At 63.0% G+C, this 4954-nt stretch carries 3 protein-coding genes; all 3 read right to left on the bottom strand.

The annotated features are described in order from the left end of the window. Positions 1-868: AAA family ATPase (locus tag NLX71_RS25915; RefSeq protein ID WP_254366662.1), on the bottom strand; the 868-nt coding region annotated here is incomplete at its 3' end. Between the two features lie 39 nt (positions 869-907). Beyond that, positions 908-2086: an exonuclease SbcCD subunit D gene (locus NLX71_RS25920; RefSeq protein WP_254366663.1), complete on the bottom strand. Its 1179-nt coding sequence runs from the start codon at positions 2084-2086 to the stop codon at positions 908-910. Positions 2087-2215: 129 nt separating this feature from the next. Next, entirely contained in the window at positions 2216-4867 is a 2652-nt protein-coding gene (addA, locus tag NLX71_RS25925; protein WP_302058454.1) for a helicase-exonuclease AddAB subunit AddA, read from the bottom strand. Positions 4868-4954 lie beyond the last annotated feature (87 nt).

Below are 4954 nucleotides of genomic sequence, written 5' to 3' on the forward strand. Positions count from 1 at the left end.
GCTCGGCCTGCGCCGCGCGGGCGAGGCGCGCCGCGAGCTGTGCCACGCGCGGCGCCTGCGCGGCCAGCGCCGCCTGGCGCGCGGCCAGCGAAGCGCGCTCGCGCTGCAGCTCGCGCACGGCGCGCAGCTCCGCGGCGCGGCGCTCGCAGGAGGCGAGCCGCTCGCGCAGCCCGCGGGCGGCTTCGCGCGCTTCCGCGAGCCGCTGCTCGACCTGCGCCAGCGCCGCTTGCGAGGCGTCGCCGAGGCCCTGCTGCTCCGCTTGGAGCGCCCGGATCGCCACGTCCGTTTCCTTGAAACGGGCAGCGGTTTTCGCGCTCAGCCGGTCGCCGTACGGCTCCAGATGGAACAAACGCTGAAGCATCGCCCGCCGGTCTTTGCCCGTCAGCGTCAGAAACTCCGCGAACTTCCCTTGCGGCAGCACGACCGCCCGGGTAAAATCCGCCATCGACAAGCCCAAAATATCCTGAATCCGCTGATTGACCTCGCCCGCCTTGTCGGCCAGTACGACCGCTTCGTCGTCCCGGTATTGAATCAGCCGGCACAGGCTGCCGAGCACCGAGACGTCGCCGCCCCGCTTGAACTGGCGGTCGACGCGGTAGCGCTTGACGCCGAGCGCATGCCCTAGCTCGAAGGTAAACGAGACGGACAGCGTCTGCTCCGCCTGGTTCATAATCGCCTGCGTGCCACCTGGCGCCCGCTCCACCTTCCCGAACAAGGCCAACGTCATCGCATCGAGCAGCGTCGACTTGCCGCTACCCGTCGGCCCGAAGATGCCGAAGACCCCCGCGCCCGTCAGCGCGCTGAAATCGATATCCTGCGCCTCCCGGTAGCTTTGCAGCCCCGCGATATGCAAATGAATCGGCCGCATGAGCAAGCCCCCTTTCCAATCTGCTTTATAACTATCCGGCTACACCGCCGGATCGTCTTCCTCCGTATGTAACAGCTCCAGAAACAGCCGGATCAGCTCCGGCTCGGGCTGCGCCCCGCCGGTCTGCCGCTCGTAGAAGCGGCGGAACAGCTCGTCCATCGGCAGCTTCGTCGCCGAGACGGCTTCCTGCAGCGACGCCTCCAAATCCGGGTACACCGGCCGGATGTGAATAAACCCGTCCCGGGCCAGCCGCAGCCGGTGCAGCTGTTCCATCGACATCGTCTCCTGCAAGTGAACCTCCAAATCGATCCAAGCGCTGGCGTCCTTGCCTTCGTCCAGCCAACGGTGCACCTCTGCCAGCCCGCCCTTGGCTTTCCATTCCACCAGCGGACGCCCGCTGGAGAGGAAGATTTCCTCTAATTGGGGAGCCTCGCCCGGCTTCAGATCGAGCACCGTGACCGATTTGGCCTGCCCGGCCTCCGAGAAGCTGTAGGCGAGCGGCGAGCCGCTGTAGCGGATCGTCGTCGTCTTCGACTTCAAAAATTGCGGCCGGTGCAAGTGGCCGAGAGCAACGTACTGCGCCCCGGCTTCAAGCGCCGACGTGTCGACCGTATAAGCGCCTCCGACTTGAATCGGCCGCTCCGATTCCGTTTCCTGCCCGCCGAGCACATACAGATGGCTCATGAGCAAATTGACCGTATCGGCGCGGTAATGCTTCGCCTGCTCCGCGACGATATGCCGCACCCGCTCGGAATAGACGGCCCGCAGCAGCATCTCGTCGGCCCCCTCCGACAGCAGCTCGCGCAGCCGCGACTCGGACGGATACGGCAGCGCGAACAGCACCGCCGTTTCGCCCGTGCGCCGGATGTCCACCGTATGCACTCGCGCTTCCGGCAAACCGACCAGCGTGACGCCAAGCTTGTGCGCCAGCGGGTCGGCAGCGGCCAATCGGTCGGGGTGATCGTGGTTGCCCGCAATGACGTACACCGGACGCTGACCTTGATCCGACAGACGCGCCAGTGCATCGTAAAACAACTGCTCGGCGGCGGCCGGAGGATTCACCGAATCGTAAACGTCTCCTGCCAGCAGCACCAGATCGATTTGCTGCTCCTTCACGAGAAGGGCCAGCTCGTCGACGAACGCTTCCTGCTCGGCGAGCCGGCTTCTTCCTTCCAGCGTACGGCCGAAATGCCAATCCGCCGTATGCAATATCCGCATAGCTTTTCCTTCCTTCCCTAATCGCGGCGCAATGAGGCGGCACTTGGCTTAAGCCAAGCTATATGTCCTGCTCCGCTTCTATGGTCGACGCCCGCTCATCCTGGGCGTCTGCTTCCAATCGTACTTCATTCACAGCTGCACCACATGAGCGCCGTCGAATAAAAAGATATATTTTCCGGTGACCGGCCGCTTCCAGATCGTCTCGACGGCTCTGGCGTACAAGTCAAGCTGCAGACGGTATTTTTCCGCCAGCTGGAGCGGAGAAGCGCCTTTTAACCGGTCCGTCTTGAAGTCCACCAGCATGAGGCCGTCGCCTTCGTCGATCAGACAATCGATCACGCCCTGCAGCATCACCGTCTCATCCGACAACCCGCCCCGTTCAGGACCGTACACGTCGCGCGCAGGCAGCCCGAAGCTGAACGGCGTTTCCCGGTGCACCCGCTTGGCGTGAAGCAAACGCCGTCCCAGCTCGCTTTCAAAAAACGTCACGATGACCGCAGGATCGACCAGACCGCACTGCTCCTCCGTCAGCAGCTCGCGCTGCACCAGAGAGGCCAGCAGCTCGCGGACGTCGGATTCCGAAGGAAGGCGATCCATCGGCATATGCTGCATCACAGTATGAAACACCGTTCCGCGTTCAGCCGCATTCGGCCCGCTTCGCTCCATAAACCTCGGTCTTCGGACAATCACTTTGTGAAAAGCCGCACCATCGGCTCCCCGCCCGGACCTTTCTTCCGTTACCGGTTCTCCCGATTCCGTCCCGACTCCCGGCCACAATGCCGCAGACGGCTCGTCCGACAGCAGCTCAAGCAGCCTCCGGTGCTCCGAATGCCGCTTCAGCTCCGTAACGGATGTTTTGGATAGCACCTGTGTCGCATCCTCCCCGGGATAGCTCCAAGACAAGCGCCGCCATACTTCGTGCTCCCACCGCTCCGTTTCGTCGACCGGCTCCAGCCGGACCACCGACTGCCAGCGGGTATCGGCAAAGCTCACCGCCGACGCAGCCTGGGACATCCCGGCGAACAGCTCCGGCCTCAGCAGGCGCACTTGCCATTCGGAAGGCTCGCCGTCCATGAACGACCAAAGCCGATAGTCCAGACCTGCCGCTTCCCGGAGCGGTTCCGCGTCAGGGTGCCGGATCAGCGCCGGACCGATCCAATCCAAATAACAGCGTGCGCCCGCCAGCGCGTCGTCCGGCAGCGTCAGCCGATCGTGCAGGACAAACCGTCCCCACGCGTCCAACTGCTTCTGCAAATTTTTGACCGACGCAATCAGGATAAGCTTCTCCCGCGCCCGGGTCAGCGCCACATACAGTACGCGCATTTCTTCGGCCAGCATTTCCATTTCGATTTTGCGCCGGATCGCCAGCCACGGCAAGGTCGGATAACTGACCCGCGTGTCCGTCTCCATCAGCTTTGGTCCGAAGCCAAGCTCCTTGTGCAGCAAAAAGCTGTCCGTCAAATCGCGCCGGTTAAACGCCTTGGCCATCCCGGCGACGAAGACGACAGGGAACTCCAAACCTTTACTTTTATGGATCGTCATGATGCGGACGACATCCTCCTGCTCGCCAAGCGCCCTCGCCGTTCCCAGATCGCCGCCGCTGTCCTGCATCCGCTCGACAAAACGCAAAAACCGGAACAGCCCGCGAAACGACGTCTCTTCGTACTGCCGCGCCCGGTCGTAAAGCGCCCGCAAATTGGCCTGCCTCTGCGGGCCGCCGGGCATGGCCCCGACAAAATCGAAATAGCCGGTTTTCCGGTAAATATCCCAAATTAAATCGGCCAGCGAGCTTTGCTGTGATTCCAAGCGCCACTGCCCGAGCCAATCGAGAAATGTCCGCAGCTTGCGCCGCGTTTCCGGGTTCCCCTGAAATCCGTCCCCTGCTCCATCGCTCTCGCAGGCCGGCTCCGCCTCGTCGGCTTCGTATACTGTGAACGTTACGGTTTTCCCGTCTCCACGATCCGCTTCGGAACCCGCAGCCTCTCTCGGCGCGTAAGCCCTCACGGCGTCGAAGTACGCCCCATGCGGCCGGCATATGCGGATATGCGCCAATTCCTCGGCATCGAGTCCCACGATCGGAGAACGCAGCACGGCGGCCAATGGAATGTCCTGATATGGATTGTCGATCACTTTGAGCAGCGACAACACCGTTTGCACTTCGACGGCTGTAAAATATCCGGTGCTCAGCTCCGCGTAAGCGGGAATGCCCTGCTGCCGCAGCTCCTCGATCATGACAGGCGCCCACTGCTGCGTCGCCCGCAGCAAAACGACAATGTCCCGGAACTGGGCGTCGCGCATGCCTTTGGCGGATTTGTCGTATACCTGCCGCCGCCTGCCGCCGTCCATCCCCATCATCTCGCGGATTTGCCGCGCGATATACCGCGCTTCGAGCTGCACCGTCTCCAACTCGCGCACCTCGGCTGCCGCATCGTCCGCGGGCTCCTCCGTTCCGGCGGCAAAGCCCTCTGGGGAATCTCCCGCGTTCTCTCCCGGCGCATCGGTATCCTGCGGTGTCCGGTCGATCAGCACAAGCTCGGCCGCAAATGGGCCGCTTGCGTTCGGCAGCTCAGGATAGCCCGCGCCATAGACAAGCTCCGCCCGCTCGTCGTAATCGATCTCGCCGACATCTCCGTGCATCAGCTGGCGGAAAATAAAATTCGTGCCGTCCACCACTTGACGGCGGCTGCGGAAATTGCGCGCCAGATCGATGCGCCGCCCCGGCCCGCCGCCGTCCGTACGGTAGCTTTTGTACTTCTCCTGAAACAAACCCGGCTCCGCCAAACGAAATCGGTAGTAGGGTAAGAACCCCGCGCCTTACCACATTCCTGTGACAGGTTTCGAAGAACTCCCCTCCGAACCGTACGTACT

Origin of the sequence: Paenibacillus sp. MZ04-78.2 (assembly GCF_024213375.1) — a bacterium.
GTDB lineage: Bacteria > Bacillota > Bacilli > Paenibacillales > NBRC-103111 > Paenibacillus_G.